The 23,735-nt window shown below is 67.0% G+C and carries 25 protein-coding genes and 1 pseudogene; 18 read left to right on the forward strand and 8 right to left on the reverse strand.

From position 1 onward, the window contains the following. Nucleotides 1–60: 60 nt before the first annotated feature. Nucleotides 61–314 (forward strand): annotated as a pseudogene (locus AC1VVG_RS32035) (type 2 periplasmic-binding domain-containing protein); the annotation flags it as partial. Between the two features lie 65 nt (nt 315–379). On the opposite strand, the gene AC1VVG_RS32040 reads toward AC1VVG_RS32035, so the two are convergent. Beyond that, nucleotides 380–1,300, reverse strand: a complete 921-nt coding sequence (locus AC1VVG_RS32040) for a LysR family transcriptional regulator (RefSeq protein WP_482837447.1) — start codon at nt 1,298–1,300, stop codon at nt 380–382. A 96-nt stretch (nt 1,301–1,396) separates the two neighbouring features. Here AC1VVG_RS32040 and AC1VVG_RS32045 point away from each other — a divergent pair, with 96 nt between their 5' ends. Beyond that, nucleotides 1,397–2,011, forward strand: a complete 615-nt coding sequence (locus AC1VVG_RS32045; protein ID WP_049030703.1) for an NIPSNAP family protein — start codon at nt 1,397–1,399, stop codon at nt 2,009–2,011. 179 nt (nt 2,012–2,190) lie between these two features. On the opposite strand, the gene AC1VVG_RS32050 is transcribed toward AC1VVG_RS32045, so the two are convergent. After that, entirely contained in the window at nt 2,191–3,102 is a 912-nt protein-coding gene (locus tag AC1VVG_RS32050) for a LysR family transcriptional regulator (protein WP_482837448.1), read from the reverse strand. A gap of 92 nt (nt 3,103–3,194) precedes the next feature. On the opposite strand from AC1VVG_RS32050, the gene AC1VVG_RS32055 reads away from it, so the two are divergent. After that, a complete protein-coding gene (locus tag AC1VVG_RS32055; RefSeq protein WP_034191773.1) occupies nt 3,195–3,683 on the forward strand; it encodes a DinB family protein in 489 nt (162 codons plus the stop codon). 76 nt (nt 3,684–3,759) lie between these two features. Here AC1VVG_RS32055 and AC1VVG_RS32060 read toward each other — a convergent pair whose 3' ends face one another. From AC1VVG_RS32060 to AC1VVG_RS32085, 6 genes are all read right to left on the reverse strand, one after another. Continuing rightward, entirely contained in the window at nt 3,760–4,650 is an 891-nt protein-coding gene (locus AC1VVG_RS32060) for an AidA/PixA family protein (RefSeq protein WP_080288022.1), read from the reverse strand. A gap of 65 nt (nt 4,651–4,715) precedes the next feature. Then, nucleotides 4,716–5,219 (reverse strand): inclusion body family protein, encoded by a 504-nt coding sequence (locus AC1VVG_RS32065; RefSeq protein WP_006483191.1) that lies wholly within the window; start codon nt 5,217–5,219, stop codon nt 4,716–4,718. A gap of 302 nt (nt 5,220–5,521) precedes the next feature. Next, nucleotides 5,522–5,905: a GtrA family protein gene (locus AC1VVG_RS32070; protein ID WP_034192011.1), complete on the reverse strand. Its 384-nt coding sequence runs from the start codon at nt 5,903–5,905 to the stop codon at nt 5,522–5,524. A 15-nt stretch (nt 5,906–5,920) separates the two neighbouring features. Further along, nucleotides 5,921–6,964 (reverse strand): glycosyltransferase family 2 protein, encoded by a 1,044-nt coding sequence (locus tag AC1VVG_RS32075; protein WP_482837449.1) that lies wholly within the window; start codon nt 6,962–6,964, stop codon nt 5,921–5,923. 24 nt (nt 6,965–6,988) lie between these two features. Further along, nucleotides 6,989–8,368 (reverse strand): glycosyltransferase family 87 protein, encoded by a 1,380-nt coding sequence (locus tag AC1VVG_RS32080; RefSeq protein ID WP_482837450.1) that lies wholly within the window; start codon nt 8,366–8,368, stop codon nt 6,989–6,991. Next, nucleotides 8,365–9,603: a glycosyltransferase family 87 protein gene (locus AC1VVG_RS32085; protein ID WP_034191770.1), complete on the reverse strand. Its 1,239-nt coding sequence runs from the start codon at nt 9,601–9,603 to the stop codon at nt 8,365–8,367. Before AC1VVG_RS32085 ends, AC1VVG_RS32080 begins: the two co-directional genes overlap by 4 nt. A 1,049-nt stretch (nt 9,604–10,652) precedes the next feature. On the opposite strand from AC1VVG_RS32085, the gene AC1VVG_RS32090 reads away from it, so the two are divergent. The 15 genes from AC1VVG_RS32090 (at nt 10,653) to AC1VVG_RS32160 (ending at nt 23,625) form a co-directional block, all read left to right on the forward strand. After that, nucleotides 10,653–10,844 (forward strand): Flp family type IVb pilin, encoded by a 192-nt coding sequence (locus AC1VVG_RS32090; RefSeq protein WP_124669435.1) that lies wholly within the window; start codon nt 10,653–10,655, stop codon nt 10,842–10,844. A gap of 141 nt (nt 10,845–10,985) precedes the next feature. After that, a complete protein-coding gene (locus tag AC1VVG_RS32095; RefSeq protein WP_034191768.1) occupies nt 10,986–11,177 on the forward strand; it encodes a Flp family type IVb pilin in 192 nt (63 codons plus the stop codon). A gap of 82 nt (nt 11,178–11,259) precedes the next feature. Then, a complete protein-coding gene (locus AC1VVG_RS32100; protein ID WP_034191767.1) occupies nt 11,260–11,466 on the forward strand; it encodes a Flp family type IVb pilin in 207 nt (68 codons plus the stop codon). Nucleotides 11,467–11,495: 29 nt separating this feature from the next. Next, on the forward strand, nt 11,496–12,035 hold the full coding sequence (locus AC1VVG_RS32105) for an A24 family peptidase (RefSeq protein WP_034191766.1): 540 nt from the start codon (nt 11,496–11,498) through the stop codon (nt 12,033–12,035). Nucleotides 12,036–12,067: 32 nt separating this feature from the next. Beyond that, on the forward strand, nt 12,068–13,468 hold the full coding sequence (locus AC1VVG_RS32110; protein ID WP_482837451.1) for a P-loop NTPase family protein: 1,401 nt from the start codon (nt 12,068–12,070) through the stop codon (nt 13,466–13,468). A 35-nt stretch (nt 13,469–13,503) separates the two neighbouring features. After that, nucleotides 13,504–14,343: a Flp pilus assembly protein CpaB gene (cpaB, locus tag AC1VVG_RS32115; protein WP_034191764.1), complete on the forward strand. Its 840-nt coding sequence runs from the start codon at nt 13,504–13,506 to the stop codon at nt 14,341–14,343. Between the two features lie 104 nt (nt 14,344–14,447). Further along, entirely contained in the window at nt 14,448–16,376 is a 1,929-nt protein-coding gene (locus AC1VVG_RS32120) for a type II and III secretion system protein family protein (protein ID WP_059560793.1), read from the forward strand. A gap of 20 nt (nt 16,377–16,396) precedes the next feature. After that, nucleotides 16,397–16,693, forward strand: coding sequence for a hypothetical protein (locus AC1VVG_RS32125; protein ID WP_034191762.1), 297 nt, complete (start codon nt 16,397–16,399; stop codon nt 16,691–16,693). A 25-nt stretch (nt 16,694–16,718) separates the two neighbouring features. Continuing rightward, entirely contained in the window at nt 16,719–17,990 is a 1,272-nt protein-coding gene (locus AC1VVG_RS32130) for a pilus assembly protein TadG-related protein (protein WP_034191761.1), read from the forward strand. A 10-nt stretch (nt 17,991–18,000) separates the two neighbouring features. Continuing rightward, nucleotides 18,001–18,534 carry a TadE/TadG family type IV pilus assembly protein gene (locus AC1VVG_RS32135; RefSeq protein ID WP_034191760.1) on the forward strand — a complete coding sequence of 178 codons (534 nt, stop codon included), beginning with the start codon at nt 18,001–18,003 and terminating at the stop codon, nt 18,532–18,534. Next, the gene (locus AC1VVG_RS32140; protein ID WP_482837452.1) at nt 18,531–18,974 is read left to right on the forward strand and encodes a TadE/TadG family type IV pilus assembly protein; all 444 of its coding nucleotides are present in this window, start codon (nt 18,531–18,533) and stop codon (nt 18,972–18,974) included. The genes AC1VVG_RS32135 and AC1VVG_RS32140 overlap by 4 nt, the downstream gene beginning before the upstream one ends. Nucleotides 18,975–18,996: 22 nt before the next feature. Continuing rightward, entirely contained in the window at nt 18,997–20,205 is a 1,209-nt protein-coding gene (locus tag AC1VVG_RS32145) for a CpaE/TadZ family protein (protein ID WP_124608318.1), read from the forward strand. An 18-nt stretch (nt 20,206–20,223) separates the two neighbouring features. Next, on the forward strand, nt 20,224–21,591 hold the full coding sequence (locus AC1VVG_RS32150; RefSeq protein ID WP_034191757.1) for a TadA family conjugal transfer-associated ATPase: 1,368 nt from the start codon (nt 20,224–20,226) through the stop codon (nt 21,589–21,591). 33 nt (nt 21,592–21,624) lie between these two features. Beyond that, entirely contained in the window at nt 21,625–22,602 is a 978-nt protein-coding gene (locus AC1VVG_RS32155) for a type II secretion system F family protein (protein WP_175029203.1), read from the forward strand. A gap of 36 nt (nt 22,603–22,638) precedes the next feature. Continuing rightward, entirely contained in the window at nt 22,639–23,625 is a 987-nt protein-coding gene (locus AC1VVG_RS32160) for a type II secretion system F family protein (protein WP_034191755.1), read from the forward strand. Nucleotides 23,626–23,735 lie beyond the last annotated feature (110 nt).

Here is a 23,735-nt window from a genome sequence, read left to right on the forward strand (position 1 = left end):
GGGCGTGGTCGGTCAGCGCTTCATGGCTTCGATGCATCGTGCCGATTGTATAGGCTTGCCGAGCGAGAGGTCGTGCTGGCGTTGCCGGGTTTCCCGGGTTGGGGGCGATCGTCCGGACGACCGACCTGATCACGGCGTTGCCGCGTCATGTCGGCCAGACCCTGGCTCAGGCGAGCGGCCTGGCGGTTCATGCCTGCCCGGTCCCGGTCGAAGGCTTCACGGTACGGCAGCATTGGCAGGCGCGTGATCACCACGAGGCCGGCGACCGGTGGCTGCGCGGCGTCGTGATTCGACCGTTCGGTGCGGCGCCCTGACCGGCGGCTTCGGCGTTCGGGATCGACACAGGACGTCGCGCGGCGGTTTCCGGGCGGTAGCCGTATCAGGCCCGATTCGTCGTTTCGACGCCGAAGCGGTCCACCACGAATTCGGTGAAGCTGCGAAGCTTCGGTGATTTCCGCGTCTCTCGCAGATAAAGCAGCGTCATCGATCGTTCGGGAGCGGCGAAGTCCGGCAGGATCTCGATGAGGCGCTGCTCGCGAATGTCGTCGCGTATCAACATCGAAGGAAGCATCGCGATACCGAGCCCGCTCAATGCCGCCCGGCGCAACGCATCCGCACTGTCGGTCTTCAGTCTGCCGTCCACGGCGACGCTCATCGGCCCGTCCGGACCTTCGAGCATCCATCGCGATTGCGCCGCGTGCCACGCCGATCGAGGCGGATAGGCATACGTCAGGCATTGATGCTTGCCAAGCGTGTGCGGGGTGGTCGGTGCGCCATGTTCGGCAACGTAAGCGGGCGATGCACAGAGCACCAGCCGGTACGGCGCGAGCGGACGTGCGACCACGTCCGCGCCGGCGAACGCGCCGATGCGAATCGCTGCCTCGAAACCCTCATCGAACAAATCGGCGAGCGAATCGGTGGCGACGATATCGAGCTTGATCTCGGGGTAGCGCCGGTAATAGTCGGGGAGCGCGGGAATCAGGCACTCGTTCGTAAACACCACGGGCGCCGTCACGCGCAACCGCCCGCGTGGCCGCTGGAGATGATCGAGCGCCAGCCGCTCCGTATCGTCGACCAGACCGAGGACTTCGACGCATCGCGCGTAGTAGGCGTGGCCGAACGCGCTGACTTTCTGCTTGCGCGTCGTGCGGTGGACGAGGACCGTGCCCAGGCGGCTTTCCAGCGCCTGCAGGTAGTTGCCGACCATGGTCGGCGACAGATCGGACGCTTGCGCGGCCGCGGTCAGGCTACCCGTTTCCACGATACGGACGAATACGGCCATCGCCTTGAGGAGATCCATTGCGCAATGGTACTGGATTCTGTTTCAAGGCGACGCGCGTTGATCGGCCGCCGCTTCGGTCATACATTGCGACATCCACGCGAAAGGAGGGCAGCCATGCTGTATGAACTCACGACGTTGTCGTGTCCGCTTACAGACCAGGATAGGGTGTCGCGCCGCGCGCATCGCTGGGTATCCGATGCCGGCGCGCCAGGGAGGCTACTGGGCGCATGGCGCACGGAGATTGGCGAGTTGTCGCGGATCGTCGTGCTGAGGGGCTTCGACACGACGGATGAATTGCAACACGAACGCAACCGGGCCTTGAGCGCCGGGCAACCTTTCGGGATTGAAAGCGCGTCCGTTCGATTGACGATGGAAAGCTATGCGCTGTTTCCTTTTCTACCCGAGATCGAACCGCGGGTATTCGGCGATTTCTACGAGATTCGCCGTTACTGGCTGAAAGCCGGCGGTATCGCGCCGACCATTTCCGCGTGGGAACGGGCGGTGGGCCCGGCCAAAGACTATACGTCGCATCTCGTTTGCAACATGTACGCGCTCGATGGACCGCCGCGTATCGTGCACATCTGGGGATTCTCGAGTCTGGAAGAGCGGATGGCGTTGAGAAAACGGCACTACGCGGCGGGTCTCTGGCCACCGGCCGGCGGCCCGGAACAGATCGAAAGGGCGACCTCGACGATCGCGTTGCCGGAGGCGTGGTCGCCGTTGCATTGAATGCGCCGCCGGCGCAGGCCGTTTTGGGGGCAGTGCGCCGATCGGTCACGCGCCGGCTGTATTGCCGCGATTTCCCGACCGGGCGATGAGCGCCGGCCACTCCGCTCGAGCTGGACGGATCGGGCGGAGAAGCGCGGTGCGACGGTGGGCGCCGCTCGCGCGAGCCTCGACGAGCGATGCTAGGCGATCGCGCCGGATACGGCATCGAGCAGCCAGCTTGCGACGCGCCGGCTCGCGTGGCTGCGGCTGCTCGCGCGTCGTTGGATCAACGATGTTTGCGCGAGACATGCGAGCGGCATCGCGTCGAATTTCACCAGCTCGCCGGCAGCCAGATGGTCCGCAACCAGCGACTGGCGCGCGAGCGCGACGCCGGCGCCGCGGCGGGCAGCCTCGATCATCAACCCTGCGTCGTTGAACACGATCCGCCTGCGCGGTTGCCGGATCTCGCATCCGTTGAGTTCATGCCACGTGTCCCACGACTGGTGGCGCGATCCGCCGAGACGGCTGCAGTCGTCCTCGAGCAACCTCATCCCCGCGAACGGCTCCGCGCGACACGCAGGGCTTGGCCGGCTGCCCGGCGCGTGGACCGGTACGAGCACGTCATCGGCTGCCGTCATCCGTTCTCCCGGCATGCCCGCCTTCGGATGCAGGCGGATCGCGAGATCGAATTCGCCGTCGTCGATCGCGACGATCTCGTCCGACACGTGCACCTCGAGACTGATGTCTTCGAATGACAGGGACAGCGCTTCGAGCCGGGGAGCGAGCCAGCAGTGCGCGAACGACGAAACGACGGACAGGCGGACCGTTTCCCGGCGATCGGCGAGCCGGCTGTCGGCCCTCGCGAGCGTTCGCAGCACGCCTTCCGCCGTGGCCAGATAGGCCAGGCCATCACGGGTGAGTGCGAAGCGGCCCTGCTCTCGATGGATCAGGCACGTCCCGAGGCGCGTTTCGAGCGCGGCCACGCGCTGGCTGATCGCACTCTGCGACACGCCTATTTCGACAGCCGCCTGCCTGAAGCTCTTCAGCCGGGCGACCGCCTCGAAGGCCCGAAGCAAGTGCGTTTGGGGCGGATCACGGCGTACGGGCATCATCAGACCTTATAGCTGATAAGAAAAACGCGATCGACAGCGACCATCCGGACCCATAGATTACCCGGACGGAATCAAAAGACAAGGGAACGGCGATGACGAATCAGTTCGAGATGCTGGCGCGCTGGACCGCCTGGGCGAATGAGCGCATGTATCAGGCATGCGCCGGCCTTTCATCGGATGAGTATTTTCTCGCACGCGCATGCGCGTTCGGCTCGATCCACCATACGCTCAATCATCTGCTTGCCACGGACCGCATCTGGCTCGGCCGGCTCTCCGGGGAGGGCCACGCCATCCCGGCCCTGGACTTTGTCGTCTGCGACGATTTCGACAGCCTGCGGACCGAACGGCGAGCCGAGGACGAGCGGCTCGCGCGCATCGTCGGCGCTGTCGCGCGCAACGACCTGAACGCCGACGTGAACTACACGAGCATGGACGGAACGCCGCAGCGCAAACCGCTCGGGCTGGTCCTTTCCCATCTTTTCCTTCATCACGCGCACCATCGCGGTCAGGTTCATGCGTTGCTGTCGCAAACGCCCGTTGCGCCGCCCGCCCTCGACGTCACGTATTTTCCGCTTGGGTGATCCAAGCTCGAGTGGAAAGAGCGGCGCGTGCGGGCGGAAAGTGCGACGATCAGGTGTACTGGATGTGTCGCGCCGCTCACGCGATCGGCCACTGCAGGATCACGATCCCGTCGTTGTAGTCGCGGTCGGCGCCGTCTTCGGCGCCGAGCCAGCCGAGCCAGACGGTATCGCCGGCGGACAGCGGCGCGAGCCGCGCATCGGTCGCGGATGGCCGGCCGTTGGCCGACGCGTCGATCCGGATCCTGCCGCCGCGCGAGTTCAGCGTGAACTGCCTGACGCCGTCGTTGCCGTTGCCCGCGAACGACGCGGCCGGTTCCGGTGCGTCGTCGATGAACAGCTTCAGGTCCTGCCGGTCGGCGGCATTCGCGTAGAAGGTCGCCTTGAAATCGGTATTCGGCGGCAGCGTGAAGCTGCCGTTGCGGTCGGACGACGGCTTGAAACCGGGCTGCTTCGTGTCGGGCCGGCTGCCGGCGATCTCGATCGTCGTTTCCCAGCGGAAGTAACCGGACACCGCGCCGTCGCGATCGAGCACCGCGAAATCGGCCGTGCAGGCGGTGGTGCCGGCCGCCAGCACCTCGCTGCGCCACACGTGGTCTTTCATCGGCCGGCACGACGGATGAAGCAGGTCGTCGCCGTCCGGCACCGGCTTGGCGGCATCGCGCACTTCCGCTTCGATCGGCGCGACGATGCCGGCGTCCTTCAACGCGAACCGGATGAACAGCACGCTCAGCTCCGCGCGCAGCGCCAGCGCGGTTTCGCGCAGATGAAGCTCGTCGCCGGGCGACAGGCCGGCAAACAGCCGGTTGTCGTTGTGGCCGACCTGCCCGGCGTCGCCCGGGCTCAACACGTAGATGTGCCGGCCGTCGATCACGGTCGGCGCATCGGCGTTCCGGCTCGCATCGGGGTGGGCCGACAGCAGCGTGACGGCGTCGACGACCGCGAGCACATCGCAACGAAGACCAGACATGAGCACCTCCTGCGCAACAAGGGGGCGGCACGGGCAGCCGTCGCGCGGCCGCCCGCCTGCCGCGATCAGTTATGGATCGAGATGAACGGATCCCACGAGAAGCAGCCCTGGCTCTGGCAGTTGCGATCGATGATCTGGAACTGGAAGTGGTAGGTCACGCGGCCGACCTTCAGGCATTCCGACGACCAGTAGTAGTTCGCGACTTTCTGGCACGTCGGCACTTCCGGCTTGCTGGTGTTCGGCACCGGGATCGACGCTTCCGCCACCCGCGGCGTCGGCGTCGAGATCAGGTCGTTGCCGACGTTGCCGATGAACTTGTAGAACACCACCTGGTTCTCGAAGCCCAGCGACAGGCTCGTTTCACGCCAGCGGATCAGGTCGCCGACCTGCGCTTTCAGATCGAGCTCGCCGCCTGCCTGCCCGGAGATGACGTTGTCCTGGTTGGTCACCATATAAACATAACGCCAGTCGATCAGCGTCGGAGCGGCCGGGTTTTTGCTGGGATTCGGATATTTTTTGAGAATGGTTTCGGTATCGAACGAAACGAGCACATCGGTAACGCGTGACATGGAAGCTCCCGTTTGAAGTAATGGGACTTATCGTTGCGCGAATTGCTTCGTGCGGCCGCCATCGCCTTGTGCCGCAAGGATTTGCTCCGGAGGCGGCAGGTGCTGAAGCGACGGCGAATGCAGATTATCCCGTTCGGTTAATTATGGAAGCTGTAAAAGTAAACAGGTCGTTATGATTAAATCGATTGGTAATTTTAAAATCGGAATCAATCGATTCGATACGCCACATAAATATGGCGACATTGAATCTGTTAATCGATTGACCGATTATCGGCGGGGAGGAGGAAACGCGGGCGGGCCGTTTACCGGTAGGTCCACAGCCGGTGCAGCACGAACGTCGTCGGCGGGATCAGCAGCGCGATCGCGACGATGCTCATCCCGCGCGACAGGTCGAGTGCTTCGGCGCCGCGCGCCAGCAGCATCGTCTCGACGAAGCCGACCAGCGTGACCGCGAGAAAGCGCACCAGGTTGCGCGTGCGCACCGTCGACGCGAAGCTCCACAGCGTATTCGCGAGATACGAGAACGCGGTCGCGCACAGGAAGGCGACCGCGTTCGCGGCCACCAGCGTCGCGTCGAACAGCGCGAACATCGCCGCGGCGACCAGCGTGTGGAGCGCGGTCGAGCACAGCCCGGACACGCCGAAGCGCACCAGCCGCGTGCGTTCGGCGTGGAGCAGGTCGATCATGGCGGCGCGCATGCGTCAGCGGGCGCCGATCCGCGCGCGGGTCGGCTGCGTGCGGCGGCGGGCGGCCTGGCGGCGCGCGTCGCGCGCCACCGGCAGCTCGATCACCTTGGCGTGCACCTGGTAGCGGCGGCGGATCAGGTAGACGGGCCGTTGCTTCGACTCGTCGTAGATTCGCCCGATGTATTCGCCGACGACACCGATCCCGATCAGTTCGATGCCGCCAATGAACAGCGTGACCGAGATCAGCGACGCGTAGCCGAGCACCGGATTGCCGAACAGCAGCGTGCGGAAGATGATGAACGTGCCGTACAGGAACGCGAGCGCGGCGATGCCGACGCCGATGTAGGTCCAGCTGCGCAGCGGCACCGTGCTGAAGCTGGTGATGCCTTCCAGCGCGAAATTCCACAGCTTCCAGCCGGAGAACTTCGAGTGCCCGGCGCTGCGCGGGTCGCGCTGGTACTCGACGATCACGGTCTTGTAGCCGACCCACGCGAACAGCCCCTTCATGAAACGGTGCCGCTCGGGCAGGCTGCGCAGCGCATTCACGACCCGGCGATCCATCAGCCGGAAATCGCCGACGTTCTCCGGCAGTTTCACGTCCGACAGCATGTTGTGCACACGGTAGTAGATCGCGGCGGCGGTGCGCTTCGCGAACGAATCGCACGCGCGGTTGCTGCGTTTCGCCGCGACGACTTCCGCGCCGTCGCGCCAGTGCTCGATCATCACGGGGATCAGGCCCGGCGGATCCTGCAGGTCGGCGTCGAGCGGAATCACCGCGTCGCCGGTGGCTTCGTCGAGGCCGGCCGTCAACGCCGCTTCCTTGCCGAAGTTGCGGGTGAGGTCGATCACGCGCACGCGCGGCTCGGTGGTGCCGATCCGGACCAGGCGCTCGAGCGTGTCGTCGCGGCTGCCGTCGTTGACGCAGACGATCTCGAAGCGGATCGCGTCGATGGCCGTCAGCAACGGCATCACGACGTCGAAGAAGCGCTCGACGGCCTCGCCTTCGTTATAGAACGGCACAACCAGCGAAACGAGCGGTGTGTAGCGTGGTTCCCGCATGATGACTCCCCTTGTCATGTCGCGTCACCGGTCGGCGCCGATGGTCGGGCGGCCGGTGCGGCGCATTCCGTACGCCGGGCGGTGGTGCGGCCGGACCGGATGCGTGAATCCGGTATCGGTCGAGTGGTCGTGCGCGTCGGGCATCGACGGCACGTCGTGTCTTTCCTGCGCGATCCGGCCGACGAGCAGCGCGAGCGACGCCAGCGTGACGAGCGGCATGAACTGGAACGGCAGATGCGGCATGACCGCGAGGCCGGCGAACGGCATCAGCCACAGCAGCATCAGCCATTCGCGATCGAAGCGCCGCCAGCCGTGGGTCCATGCATAGCGGGCGTACCACGCGATCACGAGGCCATACCAGGTCAGGTCGTAGTCGTACAAATACGGGCTGACGAGCAGGCACGCGCATACGAGCGTCGCGGCGCGCAGCGCATAGGAGCACGCGCCGCGCCATGCGTAGACGACGGCGATCGCGGCGACCGCGGCCGACAGCAGTTGCAGGCCGCGCGCGACGAGCACGGGCCAGCCGGCCATCGTCGCGAGCGCGAACACGGACGGCATGCGCGCGAGCTTCGCGTGACCGGTGCCGACGACCGCGTAGACGTTGCCGATCACGTGCGCGAACGTGATCCACGGGCCGATGCCGAACGCGAGTGTCGCGAGCGCGACGCTGCCGGCGATCGTCGCGGCCCACGCGGCCAGCGCGCGCCACTGGCCCGCGCACAGCAGCGCGAGCGGGAACAGCATCGCGAGCTGCGGCTTCATCGTCAGCAAGCCGAAGCAGATGCCCGCCACCGCAGGCCGGCGGTTCAGCGCGAGCAGGCCGACGCCGGCGAGCATCGCGGTGAAGAGGCTGGTCTGGCCGACGATCACGGTCAGGAATGCACCCGGGAACGCGAGCGCGCACAGCCAGGCGGCATCGCGCTGGACGATCGCGTGGATCGTCGCGGCGAACAGCGCATACGTGACGGCGAGCCACAGCACGAGCGCAAGCGTGTACGGCAGCCAGCCGAGCGGCAGCACGAGCAGCAGCATCGTCGGCGGATAAAGCCACGGCAGCGCGCCGCCCGCGAGCGTCATCGTCGGGACGGCCAGCTTCTGGACCGCGAACAGCGCGGGGAAATGCCACGCGTCGGCGCCGTGGCCGTGCGCGGCGAGCCACGCGGCGCTCCAGATCGGCGAGAAGTCCTGCGACAGCGGTTCCAGCGCGCCGTTGTGCGACAGGAGCACGCGCGTCACGTAGATCACGATGAACAGCAGTTCGGTCAGCAGCGCGGCGGCCGCGTAGAGGCGCACGCGGTCGCGATTGAGCCAGTGCGGGTAGCGGCGCGGGCCGGCGATCGGCAGCTCCGGATGCACGTCGACGGATGCATGCAGGTGGCGGGCGAACGCAGGCGTTTTCATCGTGCGCTCCCGGATGCGAGCGCCGTGCGGCGCACGACGACGAACAGCACCGCGAGCAGCACGATCGGCCCGATCTGCGGCAGCTTCATCAGCCGGTTCAGCATCTCGAAGATCGGCAGCAGCCACGCGAGCACGAGGATGCCCTGGTCGCCCGGCAGCCAGCCCTCGTCGAGACCATGCGCGATCAGGCAGAAGACCGCGATGCCGAGCCACGTCAGTTCGTAGTTCCACAGATACGGCGTGGTCAGCAGCGTGGCGACCGCCAGCACCGCGCCGCGCAGGCGCATGTCGCGCGTACGGCGCCACACGCCGACGGCCGCGGCGATCGCGAGCAGGGCCACCGCCGCCTGTGCCGCGAGCGCGGCGGCCACCGGTGCGCCCGCGAGCCGCAACGCGGCGAACGGCGTCGGCGACGCGAGCCAGTACGACGCGAGCATGAAGTGCTGCTCGCGTACCGTCGACATCGCATGCGACAACCCGTGCAGCGCGGCCGGGCCGGCCAGTGCGACACCGGCCGCCGCGAACAGCGCCGCGCTGATCGCCGCCGCCGCGAACGTGCGCCAGGCGCGCGTCGCGATCAGCACGAACGGGAACACCACGGCCAGTTGCGGCTTGATCGCGAGCAGGCCGATCAGCACGCCGGCCACGACGGGGCGCTTGCCGAGCAGGTGCAGCGCCAGCGCGGCGAGGCCGGCGGTCAGGATGCTGTTCTGCCCGAACAGCGCGGACATGCACACGGCCGAGTACGCGACCACGACGAGCGCCGCGGCGCGCGGCACGGGGAGGTGCGCGCGCAATCCCGACAGCCTCGAGACGGCGAACGCATAGCATAAAAGACTGCCCGCGAAAAAGAGGAAGTAAGCGGGCAGGAAAGGCACGAGGGCAACCGGCGCGATGAACAGCAGCATCGTCGGCGGATAGAGCCAGGGAAGCGGCCGGTGTTGAAGAAACGCACCGAAGTGCGCGAACTCGGCCTGCACGAATGACGAAGGGTCGTAGGCCGATGCGGCATGGCCTTGCAACACGAGATGGGAAGCAGTCCAGAAGACCGAGAAGTCGGTGCCCGGACGGGCGATGGCGCTCGACGTGAAGCCGTCGGTCACGACGCCCCACACCACCAGCAGCGCGGCGAAGAGCATCAGCATGATGCAGCTGTACGGAATGATCCGGTCCGCCGTCAGCCATTGAGCGCAGCGGACGGCGCGATCGCGCGTTTCACGATTGGCTGTGTACATGATGCCCCGTATGTCGTGGTGGCTGCGTGGTCTGTCGCGGCCGTCTGATGTTGTCGTGCCTGCGGATCGAATCGCGTTGAAACCGCGTTGTCCGGTGAATTCATTGTTGAAGAAAAAATCGCGCGATGCAAACCACGCACTGGCAGACGATATAGGGACTGTCGAATAACGGGCTTGAAAACCCCGTTTTCAGGTATGAGAAATCCACGCGATCGGGTTTCATGTTTCCGGCGTGAAACATTCCGCGATTTTTACCGGCGTTGCAGCCCGCCGAACGCGCGGCACGCGACCGGCTTACCGCGTCCGGGAAAGTCCCAACGAAATTTTTTCCGGCCTTTGTGCAGCGCGACGACCGACATTCGGAGCAGCCGCACCGGCGTCCCCGGATCGTTCAAATTTGAAACATATCGGTCATCGGGCCTGGGTCAGGGGAATGCCGACATCGCTGGAACCCTTGACACGCCTCGATTTCGCTGAGCATGGCCTGCTCTTTGCGTTAGCGTTGGCACGGCAGTCGACGATGTGGCGACCGGCGGTTCTGAAGGCAGACACATGGAACCGGCCTCGGCGCCACATGCGGAAAAAATGACCGGAGCGCGCAGGGGAATACACAGCGCCAGGTCGACGAACCGCGCAAACGATCGTCGATCGACTTATCAGACCCGGAATCTTCAGGGCAATAAGACATCGGCATGGCAGCAGACGGGGAATAAAAATGAAAGACCACAGCACATCGCGGCTCGCAATCCGCGTTAAAAACATATTGCGGATTTGCCGGGCATTCGTTTCCCGGTCAACTGGATTCCATGCGTCGAATGGCCGTCGTGCCGTTCCGGTCGCCCGGCCAGCCCGGTTCATCCGGATGGTCGCTCCGTATCCGCCTCTCTCGCGCTCCGCTTCACTGATTCCCGTTCGCACGGACGACGGTGTGCATCCCCGTTCCCGCCGCTGAGCGTCGCGTTTCGATTTTCTTGTAGTGCCGGTGGTGCCCGTCCCCGACGTCGCGATCGACGAAGGGAATTCAATAGCAGTCCGAAAGGAGAGTACTCATGTCAAGAGTCATCGAAAAGATCGCTTGGTTGATCCAGGATCAGCGAGGCGTGACGGCCATCGAATACGGCCTGATCGCCGCGCTGATCGCGATCGGCATCGTCGTCGCGCTGACGACGATCGGTACGGATCTGAAGACGGTGTTCAGCACGGTCGCGGCGGATCTGGACTCGATAGTAGCGGGCATCTGATGGACGGTACGGCGAACGGCTCGTCCGCTTCGTTCGTCGGCACCACACGGCATCAACAACCTGCCTCGACGTATCGATGCACGGTCATCCGACCAGCCGGTGCCCGAGGGTTTTGAAAGTCACCACGAAAGGAGATTCACCATGTCCAAGTTCATTCAACAAGCCGGCCGTTTCGTTCGCGACGAGGACGGCGTGACCGCCATCGAATACGGCCTGATCGCCGCACTGATCGCCGTCGGCATCATCCTGGCGCTGTCGACCATCGGGAAGGACCTGAAGACCGTGTTCAGCACGATCGCGGCCGACCTGGATTCCGCGGTTGCCGGTATCTGATGGACCGTGCCGCGGACGGCTCGGCCGGTGCAGTGCTCGAGCCGTCCCCGGCCATTCAGTCAACCTGGAACCGGAGACCATCATGGCAGCCACGATGCGTGCCGTCCGTCGCTGGATCGTCGACGAGCAGGGCGTGACGTCGATCGAATACGCGTTGCTCGCGGCGATGTTCGCCACTGCGGTGCTCGGCAGCGTCGTCACGCTGAAAGGCTCGCTTGCCGATACGTACGAGGTGATTGCAGCGGCCGTGACGGCCGCGGTCACCACCGCGCTGGCAATGGTTTCCTGATTCGACGAATTAGACCCGAGAGGTTCGCCATGCTACCTGTTGCGCCGCCTTACCCGATTCCGTTGTGCGTGACGCTGCTCGCGGTGGCGGCGGCCAGCACGGATATCGCGTCTCGCCGCATTCCGAACCGTCTCGTCGCGGTCGGGCTCGTCGGCGCGCTGGTTGCGCAGTGCATGCTGCACGGCTTGCCGGCCGGCGCACTCGCGTGGCTCGCCGGTGCCGCGACCGGTTTCGGCCTGCTGCTGCCGTTCTACCTGTTGCGCGGAATGGCGGCCGGCGACGTGAAGCTGATGCTCGCGATCGGCGCGTGGGTCGGGGCGGAAATGACGTTCTACATCGTGCTGGCCACGTTCCTGGCCGGCGGGATCGGCGCCGTTGCGTTCGCGCTGTTGCGCGGCCGGATGCGCCAGATGTGGGCGAACGTCCGCGTGCTGATCGCGCGCCGTTCGCAGGGGGCGCACGCGGAGGCCGCCGGCGGCTCCGCGGAAATCGCCTCGGTCGGCACGCTGCCGTATGGCGTCGCGATCGCGGCCGGCACGCTGGGCATGTTGTTCGCGTCGTGCGCATAGCGCGACGCACAGGCAACGAGGACGGAGCGATCATGAACACGAACCATACCGAACCGAGACGCGACGCGCAGGTGGCGCACCTGCCCGATCCGTTGCCGTCGCGGGAGGCCCATACGAAACTGGGCACGCAGTTGCCGGCGGCGCCGCGCACGCTCGAGGAAACCGGGCTGAGCATGACGTTCGTCGCCGGGCTCGTGCTGAAGTCGACGCTGGTACTCGGCCGCCCGTCGTACGGCGACCTGGTCGAGCGGCACTGCCTGCCGCTCGCGGTGCTCGACGAGGTCTTCGCGTTCCTGGTGCGCGAGCATCTCGTCGAGCTGACCCATCGCGGCGCGACCGATCTCGACGTGACGTTCCGCCTGACCGACGCGGGCCGCGTGCTCGCGCTCGAGGAACGGGCACGCAGCGGCTACAGCGGCCCCGCGCCGGTGACGCTCGACGCGTATCTCAAATGCGTGAGCGCGCATTCGGTCCGCAAGCTGCACATCGGCCAGAGCGACGTGTGGGCCGCGTTCGAAGGGATCGTGATCGACACGTCGGTGCTCGATGCGGCGGCCGCGGCGCTGAACGCCGGCCGTCCGCTGCTGATCTACGGCCCGGCCGGCAGCGGCAAGACCTTCCTCGCCGAGCGGCTCAGCTCGCTGATGCACGGCCGCGTGCCGGTGCCGCATGCGATCTGCGCGGCCGGCGAAGTGATCCAGGTCTACGACCCGCTCGTGCATGTCGAGGCGGGGCAGTCGCCCGGCAGCCGGTCGGTCGATCGTCGCTGGCGCCTGTGCGCGCGGCCGGTCGTGATGTCGGGCGGCGAGCTGACGCTCGACGAGCTCGACCTGCGCCGCGACGAGGCCGCCGGCTTCTACCAGGCGCCCCCGCACATGAAAGCCAACATGGGCATGTACGTTGTCGACGATCTCGGCCGCCAGCGCGTCGAGCCGCGCGACCTGCTCAATCGCTGGCTGCGCCCGCTCGACCGCGGCGTCGATTTCATGACGCTCGAATCCGGCAACCGCTTCGTGATGCCGTTCGACGTGTGGCCGGTGTTCTCGAGCAACCTGGCGCCGGAACAGTTCTGCGACGACGCGTTCCTGCGCCGCCTCGGATCGAAGCTGCATGTCGGCCCGATGTCGATCGACGACTACCGTGCCGTGTACGAGGCGGCCTGCGCGTCGCTCGGGCTGGTGTCGGCGAGCGATGCCTTCGATTACCTGCTGCATCGGCTGCACCTGCCGACCGGCAAGGCGTTTCTCGCCTGTTTCCCGGCGGACCTGCTGCGACTCGTGGCCGCCGGCGCGCGGTATCGCGGCGATCCGCCCGAAGTGACGCACGACGCGCTGTACGACGCCTGGGCGAGCTATTTCGGCGCGGCCCCCGAACGTGACGGCGGCCATCCGCCGCCCATCGAGCGCGGCGGCCGCACGTTCATTACCGGCTGAGCCGATCCTTTCACGATTCGTCGAGGAGCATTGCCATGAAAAACAGTCGAGCGGTCATGATGCTGGTCGTCGCGATGGTCGCGGGTCTTGCCGCGGTCGTCTTCGCGTCCCACTGGCTGGTGCAGACATCCACGAGTTCGGTCACGCCGGTCGCGGTGGCCACCACCGACCTGAACCTGGGCGAACCGCTCGGGCCGAACCAGATCCACATGGTCAGCTGGCCGGCGGGCAGCGTGCCGACCGGCGCGTTCACCGACACGAAGGCGCTCGAAGGGCGCGTCGTGCGCACCAGCCTCGCGCGCGGCGAGCCGGTGATCGAGTCGAAGCTCGCGCCCGTCGGCACCAAGGGCGGCCTGTCCGCGGTGATCGCCGACGGCAGCCGCGCGATCACGGTGCGCGTGAACGACGTGGTCGGCGTCGCGGGCTTCGCGCTGCCGGGCAACTACGTCGACGTGATCGTCAACACGCAGGAACAACAGGGCAAGACCGACGGGCAGAGCATCTCCAAGATCGTGCTCGAACACATCCTCGTGCTGGCCGTCGCGCAGCAGGTCAGCCGCGACGACACCGCACCGAAGGTCGTCAACGCGGTGACGCTGGAAGTCACGCCCGACCAGGCCGAACGGCTCGACCTCGCGCGCAGCGTCGGCACGCTGTCGCTCGTGCTGCGCAACCAGGTCGACCAGAAGACGCTGAACACCGGCGGCGCGACCAAGCTGACGCTGCTGGGCAAGGAACCCGTGCCCGACGCGCCGCCGCCTCCCGCCCACGTGCGGCCGGTGCGCGTGCACGTCGCATCGCACGCGGCGCCGGAAGCACGGCGCGACTGCGTCGGCGTGCTGACGGGCGTGAAGGGCAGCGTCGAGTGTTTCTGAAGCAGATCAAACCAGCCAGACCAACAGATTGGCCGCCGGCCACGCGCGGCGGCCTGGGAAGTCGATAACCGGCACGGCGCCGGTCTCTCGGGGGATCAGACGAAATGAAGATCAAACCGCAATGCACAGGTACCGGCCCACTGCGGACGCGCGTCGCACGGGGCACGATGATGGCCGCGATCCTCTGTTCGGGATGGCTGACCGTTTATGGCGCACTCGCGCAGGAAGGCGTCGAGTCGGCCGCGCTGACGAAGGGCGGCGCCAGCGCGCCGGCCGCGGTCGGCAAGGGGCCGATGCAGATGACGATCAGCATGGGGCCGGTGCCGGCCGCCGCGCCCGCCGCGTCGGCAGGGCCGCTGCGCGGGCCGAACTGCGTCGGCGCCGTGCGCGAGTCGACCAGCGTCAGCGTGCCGCTCGGCAAGTCGCTGCTGGTGCCGATGCCGGAGCCGGTCCGCAATCGGACGATCGGCAATCCGGCCGTTGCGCAGGCCACCATGGTGTCGCCGCAGACGCTGTACATCCTCGGGCTCGCGGTCGGCACGACCAACATGATCGTGCAGGGCAAGAGCGGCGCGTGCCGCGTGATCGACGTCGCGGTCGGCGCGGATGCGGGCGGCCTGCAGGCGTCGCTGCTGCAACTGATGCCGGGCGAGCGCGACATCCACGTCTCGACCGCGGCCGGCACGATCGTGCTGGCGGGCACCGTGTCGAGCTCGCAGGCCGCGCAGCAGGCCGTGCAGATTGCCCGCGCCTACGGCGACAGCGCCGGCGATCCCGCCGCGGGCGGCAAGGGCGGCGGCGGCGTGCTGAACATGCTGAACGTCACGTCCCCGCAGCAGGTGATGCTCGAGGTGAAGGTAGCCGAGGTGTCGAAGACGCTGATCAACCAGATGGGCAGCGCGTTCAACATCCAGGGCGGGTTCGGTTCGTGGAGCGGCGCGCTGGTCAGCAACCTGCTCGCGGGCGTCGCCAGCGGGGCCGTCTTCAACAAGGCGAACAACAAGCCGTTCAGCATCGCGGCCGACGCGCAGAACACCGACAACCTCGTCAAGATCCTCGCGGAGCCGAATCTCGTGACGATCAGCGGCCAGGAAGCGACGTTCCTCGCGGGCGGCAAGATCTTCATCCCGATCCCGCAAAGCAGCGGTAACGGCACGTCGTCGATCACGCTGCAGGAAGAGGAGTTCGGCGTCGCGCTGAAGTTCACGCCGACGGTGCTCGCGAACGGCCGGATCAGCCTGAAGGTCGCGCCGGAAGTGTCGGAGCTGTCGCAGACGGGCGTCACGCTGAGCGCGACCAACATCGGCGGCACGTCGATCCTGCCGCTGATCACGACGCGGCGCGCGTCGACGACGGTGCAGATGAGCGACGGCGAATCGTTCGCGATCGGCGGGCTGATCAAGGACAACGCGACCGGTGCGCTGAAGGCGATCCCGGGTGTCGGCGAAGTGCCGGTGCTCGGCGCGCTGTTCCGCAGCACGTCGTTCCAGCAGGATCGCACCGAGCTGATCTTCCTGATCACGCCGCACCTGGTGAAGCCGCTGCAGACCGCGGACGTCGCGCTGCCGACCGACAGCTTCTCGAAGCCGAACGAAGCCGACGTCTATGCGACCGGCAACATGGAAGGCCGCGGCGGGGTTCGCAAGGCAGGCACGCCACCCGCGAACGGCGCAGCCGCCGCACCGCAGTCACCGGCCCAGGCGCCGGCACCCGCACCGGCGCCGCAATCGGAAGCGCCCGCCGGTCCGGCCGCCGCGCTGCCCGCACCGCGCGCGCCGCAAGGCGCCGATGCGCAGCAGCCGGTGCTGGCCGAGCCGCAGCAGGTGCCCGCGCCGGTGGTGGCCGCCGCACCGTTGTCCGGCACGTCGGACGCCGCGCGCATCGCGCGCATCGAGGCCGCCGCCGCGCGTCTCGCGACGGCCGGCCCCGACACGCCGGCCCAGCCGGCGGCGCGGCCCAGGCACCGGATCCCGGCCGCAGCGCGGGCGCAGGTTGCGCGCGTGAGCGCGGCACCCGAGTCCACCGATCGTTGAAACCCGTCAAGGGGACACTCATGAAAACCGCCTACCTCGTATTCGTGCGCCGCGCGGCGCTCGCCGTCCCGCTCGCGTTCGCGCTTGCCGGCTGCATGTCGTCGACACCGGTGTGGGACAGCCGCTTCGGCGATTCGGTCCGCACCGTGATGCAGGCCCAGATCATCGATCCGCATGCCGCCGAACACGCGGCCTCGGCGTCGGGCGTCGACGGCAGCGCCGCCGCGGCCGCGCTCGACAACTACGACAGGTCGTTCAAGCAGACCGTGCCGCCCGCCAATGCGTTCGTGATCGGCATCGGCAAGGCCACCCAGTAACGACGGCATGCTCAGGGAGAACGCCATGAACAGCGCAGCACGTCATCCGAAAGTCACGCGTCGCGGCCCGCATCGCCAGCGCGGTGCCGTCGCGATCATCGTCGGTCTCGCGCTGGCGGTGATGATCGGGTTCGTCGGTCTCGCGCTGGATCTCGGCAAGCTGTACGTCACGCGCAGCGAGCTGCAGAACAGCGCCGATGCGTGCGCGCTGTCGGCTGCGCGTGACCTGACGTCGGCCATCAGCCTGTCGGTGGCCGAGGCCGACGGCATCGCCGCCGGCCACCTCAATCTGGTGTTCTTCCAGAACAACGCGGTGCAGATGTCGACGAACGCGAACGTCACGTTCAGCGATTCGCTGACCAACCCGTTCCTGACGAAGAACGCCGTCACGACGCCGGCGAACATGAAGTACGTGCAATGCACGGCCAAGCTGAGCAACATCGCGCACTGGTTCATCGAGGTGCTGAACGTGCTGCCGGGCATGAAGCTCGCGAACGCGGCGGAAGTCTCGGCGAGCGCGATCGCGACGGTCGGCGGCGGGCAGACCACCTGCGCGATTCCGGTGTTCGTGTGCCGTGGCCCGTCCGATCCGGCCTACAAGGTCGGCGACTGGATCTCGTCGCCGTCCGGTTCGTCGTCGACCTACGGGCCCGGCAACTTCGGCTGGGCGGCGCTCGACGGCTCGACGAACGAGACGACGCTCGCGGGCGAGCTGTCGGGCAACACCTGCAACATCACGAGCCCGCCCGACCTGAGCACCACCGGCCTGAAGTCGGCGTCGCTGCGCGCGTGGAATACGCGCTTCGGGATCTACACGAACGGCGCGAACGGCTCGAGCGGTCAGCCGGACTTCAGCGGCTATGCGTACGTCGGGCCGAACTACGGGCCGCCGGGAACGGCGGGCATCAAGGGTGACGCCTACACGCAGTTCGTTACCGACCGCGCGAATTTCAAGCCGTACCAGGGCGACGGCGCGCCGCCGTCGGGAAGCGGGATTTCCACCAACGGCACGGTCACGGCGAGCAACTACCCGACCTACGGCGGCGACCGCCGCGTCGCGCTCGCGCCGGAAGGCGACTGCTCGACGCTGCAGGGGAACAGCGGGAAGGTGCACGTCACGCAATGGGATTGCGTGCTGATGCTCGATCCGCTGCCGTTCAGCGCCGGCAGCGGCGCCGTCGTGGCGCACCTCGAATACCTCGGCTCGTCGGTGTCCGGCAACAGCCCGTGCGCGACGCATGGATTACCCGGCAGCGGCAGTGCATCGGGGACCCAGGTTCCGATGCTCGTTCAATAGCGAGGCGATCATGAACAAGCTCCCGTTGCGCCGTTCGCGTACCCGTGGCGTCGTTGCCGTCGAGTTCGCGCTCGTGCTGATGCCGATGGTCATGCTCGCGACCGGCGTGGCCGAGTTCGGCCGCGCGATCTACCAGTACGAGACGCTGACCAAGGCGACGCGCGACGCGGCGCGCTACCTGTCGGTCTGGCTGCCGACCGACAGCGCGTATCCGGTGTCGCAGGCGCAGTGTCTCGTCGTCTACGGCAGCACGACGTGCGGTTCGTCGGGCACCGAGCTGGTGCCGGGGCTCACGACGTCGATGGTGACCATCTGCGACGCGCAGCGCACGACCGGCTGCGGCGACGCATCCGATCCGGCGCAGTTCGCGAACCTGCCGACCTACGACTCGAACAACAACGCGGCAAGCGGGACGGCGACGGGCGCGATCAACGTCGTCGAAGTGAAGATCAAGGGCTACCGGTACCAGCCGATTCCCGCGTACCCGTGGCTGCCGTCGATCACCTTCAACAACATCGTCACCGTGATGAGGCAAGTGTCATGAACGCGCACCATGTTCCGCTGTCGCGCCGGCGCGGTCAACGCGGCTCGGCGATCGTCGAGTTCGGGCTCATCGCGTCGGTCCTGATCATGCTGCTGATCGGCATCTTCGAATTCGGCCGCGTGCTGTTCTACTGGAACACCGCGAGCGAGGCCGTGCGTCTGGGCGCACGCACGGCGGTGGTGTGCGACGTGAACGCGGCCGGCGTCACGAAGCGCGTGAGGTCGTTGATGCCGCTGCTGTCGAACGCGAACGTGTCGGTGAACTACTCGCCGACGAGCTGCGACGTGAACTCGTGCGCGTTCGTGACCGTCAGCGTCACCAACGTCACCGTCAAGACCATGATCCCGTTCGTGAACGTCACGGTCAGGATGCCGCCGTTCACGACGACGCTGCCGCGCGAGAGCCTGACCTCCTCGACGGGCGGCACCGCCTGCAACTGACCGAACAAACGAGGCACACGACATGATCAACATCCTCGTAGCTTCCGACGATACCGCGCGGCTCACGCAGATCGCGCGTCTCGTGGCCGACTGCGGACGCTATCGCGCGACGCGCGCGACCGGGCGCCCGTCCCAGATCGAGCATCGTACCGACGGGCTCGACGCGTTCGACATCCTGCTGGTCGACGGCACGTCGCTCGATCCGTCGGAGCTGTCGGCGATCGAGCGGATCTGCCGCGCGCATGCGAACCTGACCTGCATCCTGGTGACGGCCGATGCGTCGCCGCACGTGCTGCTCGACGCGATGCGCGCCGGCGCGCGCGACGTGCTGCAATGGCCGATCGATCCTCAGGCGCTCGGCAACGCGCTCGAACGCGCCGCCGCGCAAAGCACGCGGTGCGACAGCGACGATACGCGGATCGTGTCGTTCATGTCGTGCAAGGGCGGGGCCGGCACGAGCTTCGCGGCCAGCAACGTCGCGTTCGAGATCGCCGAGGGTTTCAAGCGCCGCGTGCTGCTGATCGACCTGAACCAGCAGTTCGCCGACGCGGCTTTCCTCGTCAGCGACGAAACCCCGCCGTCGACGCTGCCGCAGCTATGCGCGCAGATCGAGCGGCTCGACAGCGCGTTTCTCGACGCGAGCGTCGCGCACGTGACGGAGAACTTTCACGTGCTCGCGGGCGCCGGCGACCCGGTCAAGGCCGCCGAGATGCGCGAGGATGCACTCGAATGGATCCTCGGCGTCGCCGCGCCGCGCTACGACTTCGTGATCTTCGACGTCGGCGTCGGCATCAATCCGTTGTCGATGGTCGCGCTGGATCGCAGCGACCAGATCCAGATCGTGCTGCAGCCCGCGATGCCGCACGTGCGCGCCGGCCGCCGGCTGCTGGAGATCCTCGTGTCGCTCGGCTACTCGACCGACCAGTTGCGCCTGATCGTGAACCGCGCGACGCGCGCGAGCGACCGGACCCGCACGGCGCTCGAGGAAGTGCTCGGCCTGCATGCCGCCTGCATGATTCCGGACGACGCCGATACCGTGCTCGAAGCGATCAACCAGGGCCATCCGGTGTCGCGGCTCGCGCGCGGCACGGCGGTCGCGCGCGCGTTGCAGGCCTGCGCGAAACAACTCGTCGACGGCGAAACGCGCGCGGGACGCAGCGTGGCGCCCAGCGAACCGCTGATGTCCCGGCTGTTCGGCCGCAAGGCCACGCCGAAGCTCAAGTCCATGTAATTCTTCCGGGGAACCATCATGTCATTGCGCGAACAGATGTCCTTGCACCGGGCCCAGCCGCTGTCGGCAGGCAGCGAACCGGCCGGTCCGGCTCATTCGTCGGTACGCGACGCCTACCAGAAGCTGCGCCGCGAAATTCACCTGACCGTGCTCGAGCGCGTCGAACTCGAACGCCTGTCGCGGATGCCGCAGGATCAGGTCCGCATGGAGATCGGCGCGCTGATCGCGCGCATCCTCGACGAGGAGCGGCTGCCCGCGAACGACATCGAGCGCCGGCAGCTCGCGATCGACGTGTATGACGAAATGTTCGGTTTCGGCCCGCTCGAAGCGCTGCTGCGCGACCCCGGGATCTCCGACATCCTCGTGAACACGTACCGCCAGGTGTATGTCGAGCGCTGCGGCCAGCTCGAGCTGACCGACGTGACGTTCTACGACGACGCGCACCTGATGAAGGTGATCGAGAAAATCGTGTCGCGCGTCGGGCGCCGCATCGACGAATCGAGCCCGATGGTCGACGCGCGGCTGCCCGACGGCTCGCGCGTGAACGCGATCATCCCGCCGTCCGCGATCGACGGGCCGCTGATGTCGATCCGGCGCTTCGCGGTCAATCCGCTGAAGATGGACGATCTGGTGCGCTTCCACAGCCTGACGCCGCCGATGGCCGAGCTGCTCGACGCGCTGTCGCGCGCGAAGGTGAACGTGCTCGTGTCGGGCGGCACCGGCAGCGGCAAGACGACGCTGCTCAACATCCTGTCCGGCTACATTCCGCGCAACGAGCGGATCGTGACGATCGAGGACGCGGCCGAGCTGCAACTCCAGCAGCCGCACGTGCTGCGGCTCGAAACGCGCCCGCCGAACATCGAGGGCAAGGGCGAGATCACGCAGCGCACGCTGGTGCGCAACGCGCTGCGGATGCGGCCCGACCGGATCATCCTCGGCGAAGTGCGCGGCGCCGAAGCGCTCGACATGCTCAACGCGATGAATACCGGCCACGAAGGTTCGCTCGCGACGATCCACGCGAACACGCCGCGCGACGCGCTGACGCGGCTCGAGAACATGATCAGCGTCGCGGGGCTGTCGCTGCCGCCGAAGACGATGCGCCAGCAGATCGCGTCGGCGATCTCGGTGGTCGTGCAGGCCGCGCGGCTGACCGACGGCAAGCGCAAGATCGTCAGCATCCAGGAACTGACCGGGATGGAAGGCGACATCATCAACATGCAGGAGATTTTCACGTTCAAGCGCACGGGCGTGGACCGCGACGGTTCGGTACGCGGCCACTTCTGCGCGACCGGGGTGCGGCCGAAGTTCGTCGAGCGGCTGCAGGCGTTCGGCATCAACCTGCCGGATTCGCTTTACGACCCGTCCCAGCGGTACGAGACGAACTGATCACAGCGCGCCGTTTGCTGCCGGGGAGGCTTCATGAACACGATCTTTTACGGTTTTGTGATTCTCACCTTCGTCGCGGTCGTGCTGACCATCGAAGGGGCGTATCAATGGTGGAACGCGCGGCACGGCTCCGCCGCGCGCCGGATCGAATCGCGCATTCGCGCGATGTCGGCCGGCGGCAGCGTGCAGCAGGAGCGGCTGTCGATCCTGAAGAAGCGGATGCTCGACGAGTCGAGGCCGTTCGACCGGATGCTGCTGCGCGTGCCGCGCGTGCACGCGCTCGATCTCGTGATCCAGCAATCGGGCCTCGACTGGACGCTGCCGAAGCTGATCGTGCTCAGTGCCGTGTTCGCGGCGTTCGCATGGTTCACGACGAGCGTCGCCACGCGCATGCAGCTCGCCGCGCTGCCGGTCGCGCTGTTGGCCGGCTGCCTGCCGCTGATGTACGTGATGCGCTGCCGCGGGCGCCGGTTGCGCAAGCTCGAGCGGCAGTTGCCGGACATCTGCGACATGATCTCGCGCGCGCTGCGTTCCGGCCACTCGTTCACGAGCACGCTCGGGATGGTCGGCGACGAGTTTCCCGATCCGATGGGCGGCGAATTCCGCGTCACGTTCGACGAGGTCAACTACGGCGTGTCGCTGCACGACGCGCTGATGAACCTCGCCACGCGCGTGCCGGTGCAGGACCTGCGCTATTTCGTGATCGCGGTGCTGATCCAGCGCGAGACGGGCGGCAACCTGGCCGAGCTGCTCGACAGCATCGGCGCGCTGATCCGCGAACGCTTCAAGCTGTTCGACAAGGTGCGGGTGCTGTCGGCGGAAGGGCGGTTGTCCGCGTGGATTCTCGGGCTGCTGCCGTTCGGGACCGCCGCGGTGATGGCGCTGCTGAACCGCGAATTCCTGTCGGTGCTCTGGGAGGATCCGGCCGGGATCCGGATGGTCGGCACGATGCTGGTGTCGATGGCGTTCGGCCTGTTCTGGATCCGCCGCATCGTCCGCATTCGCGTCTGACGCGCGAGCCGAATAACGAACCGTAGCGAGGCTGTCATGCAAAACCTGAGCGTGGTCCAGGCCGTGATGCTGGGCGGCTTGTTCATCTTCGTGGCCGGCGGCGTGCTCGTCGCGATGCTGCTGTTCGCGCCGCGCAACCTGCAGCGCCGGATCCAGCAGGCCGGCGGCGCCGGTGCGGGCGCCGTCGCAGGCCCAGGTACAGGCACGGGCGGCGACGACGACCTGACGTCGCGCTGGGTCGCGAAGCTGGTCGAGCTGTCCACCCCGATCTCGAAGCTGTCGGTGCCGAAGGAGGGCTGGGAGAATTCGCCACTGCGCATCCGGCTCATGAATGCCGGCTGGCGCAACCCCGGTGCGGCCGCGCTGTATTTCACCGCGAAGACGGTGGCGGCGCTCGCGCTGCCGTGCGCGGTGCTGCCGGTGCTGATCACGACGTCGCTCGGCGACGAGCGCGCGTTGCTGTCGGCCATCCTCGTGGTGCTCGCCTGTATCGCCTACTACATCCCGAACATCGTGCTGTCACAGCGGATCAAGGTGCGCCAGCAGAAGATCTTCGAGGATTTCCCCGATGCGCTCGACCTGCTGACCGTGTGCGTCGAAGCGGGGCTTGGGCTCGACGCGGCGCTGATGAAGGTGAGCGAGGAGCTGCGGTTCAGCAGCGAGGTGGTCGCGAGCGAACTCGACCTGCTGCTGCTCGAGATGCGCTCCGGCTTCACGAAGGAAACCGCGCTGCGCAATCTCGCGCTGCGCACCGGCGTGGAAGACATCGAGTCGTTCTGCGCGATGCTGATCCAGGCCGATCGCTTCGGCACGAGCATCAGCGAATCGCTGCGCGTGCTGTCGGACATGCTGCGCACCCGGCGGCGCATGCGCGCGGAGGAGCGGGCCGCGAAGATCGCGCTGAAGCTGCTGTTTCCGCTGATCTTCTGCATCTTCCCCGCGCTGATGCTGGTGCTGCTCGGGCCGGCGATGATCCACGTCTATCGCGTGCTGCTGCCGACGTTCGTGGGCATCGCGCAGTGAGCGGCGAGCCGGCATGACGCCGGCCGCGCTGCACAGGATGAACGTGCCGGCCCCGACACCGCCGTCGGCCGGCACGGCAACAGGCTTCATGGAGGCTCCCTCCCCAGGCG

The organism is Burkholderia sp. L-4, from assembly GCF_056856535.1.

What these genes read in the sequence shown, in the direction of transcription:
- AC1VVG_RS32040 (WP_482837447.1), bottom strand. Translation starts at nt 1,300, where the DNA reads ATGGATCTCCTCAAGGCGATGGCCGTATTCGTCCGTATCGTGGAAACG.
- AC1VVG_RS32045 (WP_049030703.1), top strand. Translation starts at nt 1,397, where the DNA reads ATGCTGTATGAACTCACGACGTTGTCGTGTCCGCTTACAGACCAGGAT.
- AC1VVG_RS32050 (WP_482837448.1), bottom strand. Translation starts at nt 3,102, where the DNA reads ATGATGCCCGTACGCCGTGATCCGCCCCAAACGCACTTGCTTCGGGCC.
- AC1VVG_RS32055 (WP_034191773.1), top strand. Translation starts at nt 3,195, where the DNA reads ATGACGAATCAGTTCGAGATGCTGGCGCGCTGGACCGCCTGGGCGAAT.
- AC1VVG_RS32060 (WP_080288022.1), bottom strand. Translation starts at nt 4,650, where the DNA reads ATGTCTGGTCTTCGTTGCGATGTGCTCGCGGTCGTCGACGCCGTCACG.
- AC1VVG_RS32065 (WP_006483191.1), bottom strand. Translation starts at nt 5,219, where the DNA reads ATGTCACGCGTTACCGATGTGCTCGTTTCGTTCGATACCGAAACCATT.
- AC1VVG_RS32070 (WP_034192011.1), bottom strand. Translation starts at nt 5,905, where the DNA reads ATGATCGACCTGCTCCACGCCGAACGCACGCGGCTGGTGCGCTTCGGC.
- AC1VVG_RS32075 (WP_482837449.1), bottom strand. Translation starts at nt 6,964, where the DNA reads ATGCGGGAACCACGCTACACACCGCTCGTTTCGCTGGTTGTGCCGTTC.
- AC1VVG_RS32080 (WP_482837450.1), bottom strand. Translation starts at nt 8,368, where the DNA reads ATGAAAACGCCTGCGTTCGCCCGCCACCTGCATGCATCCGTCGACGTG.
- AC1VVG_RS32085 (WP_034191770.1), bottom strand. Translation starts at nt 9,603, where the DNA reads ATGTACACAGCCAATCGTGAAACGCGCGATCGCGCCGTCCGCTGCGCT.
- AC1VVG_RS32090 (WP_124669435.1), top strand. Translation starts at nt 10,653, where the DNA reads ATGTCAAGAGTCATCGAAAAGATCGCTTGGTTGATCCAGGATCAGCGA.
- AC1VVG_RS32095 (WP_034191768.1), top strand. Translation starts at nt 10,986, where the DNA reads ATGTCCAAGTTCATTCAACAAGCCGGCCGTTTCGTTCGCGACGAGGAC.
- AC1VVG_RS32100 (WP_034191767.1), top strand. Translation starts at nt 11,260, where the DNA reads ATGGCAGCCACGATGCGTGCCGTCCGTCGCTGGATCGTCGACGAGCAG.
- AC1VVG_RS32105 (WP_034191766.1), top strand. Translation starts at nt 11,496, where the DNA reads ATGCTACCTGTTGCGCCGCCTTACCCGATTCCGTTGTGCGTGACGCTG.
- AC1VVG_RS32110 (WP_482837451.1), top strand. Translation starts at nt 12,068, where the DNA reads ATGAACACGAACCATACCGAACCGAGACGCGACGCGCAGGTGGCGCAC.
- cpaB (WP_034191764.1), top strand. Translation starts at nt 13,504, where the DNA reads ATGAAAAACAGTCGAGCGGTCATGATGCTGGTCGTCGCGATGGTCGCG.
- AC1VVG_RS32120 (WP_059560793.1), top strand. Translation starts at nt 14,448, where the DNA reads ATGAAGATCAAACCGCAATGCACAGGTACCGGCCCACTGCGGACGCGC.
- AC1VVG_RS32125 (WP_034191762.1), top strand. Translation starts at nt 16,397, where the DNA reads ATGAAAACCGCCTACCTCGTATTCGTGCGCCGCGCGGCGCTCGCCGTC.
- AC1VVG_RS32130 (WP_034191761.1), top strand. Translation starts at nt 16,719, where the DNA reads ATGAACAGCGCAGCACGTCATCCGAAAGTCACGCGTCGCGGCCCGCAT.
- AC1VVG_RS32135 (WP_034191760.1), top strand. Translation starts at nt 18,001, where the DNA reads ATGAACAAGCTCCCGTTGCGCCGTTCGCGTACCCGTGGCGTCGTTGCC.
- AC1VVG_RS32140 (WP_482837452.1), top strand. Translation starts at nt 18,531, where the DNA reads ATGAACGCGCACCATGTTCCGCTGTCGCGCCGGCGCGGTCAACGCGGC.
- AC1VVG_RS32145 (WP_124608318.1), top strand. Translation starts at nt 18,997, where the DNA reads ATGATCAACATCCTCGTAGCTTCCGACGATACCGCGCGGCTCACGCAG.
- AC1VVG_RS32150 (WP_034191757.1), top strand. Translation starts at nt 20,224, where the DNA reads ATGTCATTGCGCGAACAGATGTCCTTGCACCGGGCCCAGCCGCTGTCG.
- AC1VVG_RS32155 (WP_175029203.1), top strand. Translation starts at nt 21,625, where the DNA reads ATGAACACGATCTTTTACGGTTTTGTGATTCTCACCTTCGTCGCGGTC.
- AC1VVG_RS32160 (WP_034191755.1), top strand. Translation starts at nt 22,639, where the DNA reads ATGCAAAACCTGAGCGTGGTCCAGGCCGTGATGCTGGGCGGCTTGTTC.